1 protein-coding gene is annotated in these 4,283 nt (G+C 77.1%); it reads right to left on the bottom strand.

All coding sequences use genetic code 11. From position 1 onward, the window contains the following. On the bottom strand, nucleotides 1–4,283 hold a 4,283-nt coding region (locus ACZ34W_RS38390), incomplete at both ends, for a type I polyketide synthase (RefSeq protein WP_465611105.1).

Raw genomic sequence — 4,283 nt, forward strand, 5'->3', positions numbered from 1 at the left:
GAGGACACCGCCGAACGCCTCGGCCGCCCCGTCTCCGGCCACGGCCGCGCCCGCGTCAACAGCTCCACCGCACCCGACGACCAGTCCACCTGCCCCGTCGGCTCCGCCACGTGCAGCGTCTTCGGCAGCACACCGTGCCGCATCGCCTGGATCATCTTGATCATTCCGGCGGCGCCGGCGGCGCCCTGGGTGTGGCCGAGGTTCGACTTCACCGAGCCCAGCCAGAGCGGTTCCGCCTCGGCGCGGTCCTGGCCGTACGTCGCCAGCAGCGCCTGCGCCTCGATCGGATCGCCCAGCACCGTTCCGGTGCCGTGCGCCTCGACGGCGTCCACGCCGCCGGTGGCGACCCCGGCGTTGGCCAGCGCCTGCCGGATCACCCGCTGCTGCGCCGGTCCGTTCGGCGCCGACAGCCCGTTGCTCGCCCCGTCCTGGTTGACCGCGCTGCCCCGGACCACCGCGAGCACCCGGTGTCCGTGGCGGCGCGCGTCGGAGAGCCGCTCCAGGACCAGCAGGCCGACCCCCTCGGACCAGCCGGTGCCGTCGGCCGACGCGGAGAACGGCTTGCACCGCCCGTCCGCCGCCAGCCCGCGCTGCCGGGAGAAACCGGTGAACGCGGCCGGCGTGGTCATCACGGTCACGCCGCCGGCCAGCGCCAGCGAGCATTCACCCGAGCGCAGCGAACGGCTCGCCAGGTGCACCGCCACCAGGGCGGACGAGCAGGCGGTGTCGACGGTGATCGCCGGGCCCTCCAACCCGAGCGTGTAGGAGATCCGGCCCGACGCGACGCTGCCCGCACCGCCCGTACCCGCGTAGGCCTCCAGCTCGGACGCCCCCTCGGCCCGGTCGAGCAGCGCGCCGTACTCGTGGTAGAGCAGCCCCGCGAACACCCCGGTGTCGCTGCCCCGCAACGCCGCCGGGTCGATGCCCGCGTGCTCGAACGCCTCCCAGGAGGCCTCCAGCAGCAGCCGCTGCTGGGGGTCCATCGCCAGCGCCTCGCGCGGCGAGATGCCGAAGAACTCCGCGTCGAACTCCCCGGGGTCGGCGAGGAACGCGCCCGCGTCGACGTAGCTCTTGCCCGGACGGTCCGGGTCCGGGTCGAACAGCGTGTCGAGGTCCCAGCCCCGGTTCTCGGGGAAGCTCCCGACCACGTCCCGGCCCGCCGCGACCGTCTCCCAGAGGTCCTGCGGCGAGTCGATTCCGCCCGGGAAGCGGCAGGACATGCCGACGATCGCGATGGGCTCGTCCTGCGCCTCGGCGGCGAGTGCGGCCGGGCGGGCGCCCTCGGCCTCGCCGAACAGCTCGGCCTCCAGCCGCCGCGCCAGCACGGCCGGCGTCGGATGGTCGAACACCAGGGTGGCCGGCAGCCGGAGCCCGGTGGCCGTGGCGAGCCGATTGCGCAGCTCCACCGCGGTCAGCGAGTCGAAGCCCAACTCGCGGAAGGCGAGCGCCGGTTCGATCCCGGAGCCGGTGCTGTGACCGAGCACCGTCGCGGCGTGCGCGCGCACCAGCTCCAGCAGGGCCCGACCGCGCTCACCCGCCGGCCGGCCGGCGAGCCGCTCCGTCAGGGTGCCGGCCGCCCGGCCCTCGGCGGCGGCCCGGGCCACCCGCCGCCCCGGCCGGACCAGGCCGCGCAGCAGGGCGGGGACGGTCGCGTCCGCGGACCGCAGCCCGGCCAGGTCGAGCGCCATCGGCACCAGCACCGCCTCGTCGGCCACGAGCGCGGCGTCGAACAGCGCGAGCCCCTGCTCCGAGGAGAACGGCCGCACGCCGCTCCGGGCGATCCGGCGGTGGTCGGCCCGGTCCAGGTGACCGGTCATCCCGCTGGCCTCGGCCCACAGGCCCCAGGCCAGCGACACGGCGGGCAGCCCCCGCGCCCGGCGCGCCCCGGCGAGCGCGTCCAGGGCGGCGTTGGCCGCCGCGTAGGAGGCCTGGCCGGCGCCGCCGAGCACGCCCGCGGCGGAGGAGAAGAGGACGAACGCGGCGAGATCCTCGCCGGCGGTGAGCTCGTGCAGCGCGAGCGCGGCATCGATCTTGGGCCGCAGGACGGCCGCCAGCCGCTCCGGCGTCAGCCCGGCCACCAGGCCGTCGTCCAGTACCCCGGCGGCGTGCAGCACACCGGTCAGCGGGCGCCGGAGGCCGGCGAGCAGCTCCCGCAGCGCGTCGCGGTCCGTGGTGTCGCAGGCCGCGATGGTCACCTCGGCGCCCAGTTCGCGCAGCGAGGCCTCCAGTTCGCCGGCGCCCGGGGCCGCCGGGCCACCACGGCCCACCAGCAGCAGATGCCGCACCCCGTACGCCGTCACCAGGTGCCGGGCCAGCAACGACCCCAGCGTGCCGGTACCACCGGTGACCAGCACCGTGCCCTCGGGATCGAACCGCGGGGCCGGTGCGCCGCCCCCGGACGGGATCGCCCGGACCAGCCGGGGCATCAGCACCTCGCCCGCCCGGAGGGCCAGTTGGGGCTCCTCGGAGGCGAGGACGGCGGGCGGCAGGAGCGGCACTGCGGCGGGGTCGTCGACGTCCACCAGGACCAGGCGCCCCGGGTGTTCGGCCTGCGCGGAGCGCACCAGCCCCCAGACGGCCGCACCGGCCGGGTCCGCGGCCTCGCCCGGCCGGACGGCGGTCGCGGAGCGCGTCACCACCACCAGCCGGTGGTCCGCCGACCGTTCGTCGGCCAGCCAGGACCGCAGGGTGTCGAGCGCCCGCCGGGCCAGCAGGTGCACGGCCGCCGCCCCCTCCTCCCCGGGCGCGGGGAAGTGCTCGACGACCACGGCCGGGGCCGGGGCCGGGGCCGCCGCCGCCGGCGCACCGGGCGCCGGCGCCCATGCGATCCGGTAGAGGGAGTCCCCGACGGCGGCGCCCTCCGCGCCGAACTCCTCGGCGGAGACCGGACGCAGGGCCAGCGACCGGGCGGTCGCCACCGGCTGCCCGGCGGGGTCGGCGACGGACAGGGCCATCCGGTCCGGTCCGTCCGGCCGCAGCCGGACGCGCAGGGCCGAAGCGCCCACCGCATGGACGCGCACCTCGTTCCAGGCGAACGGCAGTCGGGTGGCGGTCGGGGCCCCGGGACCGGCTACCGCGTCGGTCCCGGCGCCTGAGCCTGCGCCTGCGCCTGCGTCGGCGCCGGTCAGGAAGGTGGCGTGCAGGGCCGCGTCCAGCAGCGCCGGGTGGAGCCCGTACCGGCCCGCCTCGGCCGACTGCTCCTCGTCCAGGCCGACCTCGGCGAACACCTCGTTGCCACGGCGCCAGGCGCCGCGCAGCCCCCGGAAGGCGGGCCCGTAGTGGTAGCCCGCCGCCACCAGCCGCTCGTACAGCCCGGCGGTCTCCAGGGCCACCGCGCCGGGCGGCGGCCACACTTCGGCGTCGAAGGCCTCCGGGGACCGGTCCCCGGCCGAGCCGGCGGCCGCCAGCACGGCGGTGGCATGGCGGGTCCACGGCTCCTCGCCGCCCTGGTCCGGGCGGGTGTGGACCCCGACCTGCCGCACCCCGGACGGCTGGGCGGCGCCCACCCGCACCTGCAACTGGAGACCGCCCTGGTCGGGCAGCACCAGCGGCCGTTCGATGACCAGCTCGTCGAGCAGCTCGCACCCCACCTGGTCACCGGCCCGGACGGCCAGTTCGACGAAAGCGGTGCCCGGCAGGATGGCGGTGCCCGCCACGGCGTGGTCGGCCAGCCAGGGGTGGGTGTCCAGCGAGAGCCGGCTGGTGAACAGGACTTCGTCGCTGTCGGCCGGTTCGATCACCGCGCCGAGCAGCGGATGGTCCGCCGTGCCGAGCCCCGCGCCGGTCAGTCCGCCGCTCGTGAGCCCGGAGGCGTTCAGCCAGTAGCGCTGCCGCTGGAACGGATAGGTCGGCAGCTCCACCCGCCGTGCGGGCGGGCCGCCGAAGGCCGCCGCCCAGTCCACCGGGCGGCCCTGGACGTGCACCTCGGCGAGCGAGCCGAGGAACCGGGCGGGCCCGCCGTCGTCGCGGCGGAGCGAGCCGGTCACGATGCCCTGGATCCCGGCCGCCTCCAGGGTCTCCTGGAGGCTCGCCGTCAGCACCGGGTGCGGACTGACCTCGACGAAGACGCCGTGGCCCTGCTCCGCCAGCGCCCGGGTCGCGGGCTCGAAGGCGACGGTCCGACGCAGGTTGCGGTACCAGTAGTCGGCGTCGAGCTCGGCGCCGGTCAGCCAGCGCTCCTCGACCGTCGAGTAGAACGGCACCTCGGCCGGTCCCGGCTCGACCGGCGCGAGCACCGCCAGCAGTTCCTCGCGCAACCGCTCCACCTGCGAGGTGTGCGAGGC

Source organism: Kitasatospora sp. NPDC022856 (genome assembly GCF_055561235.1).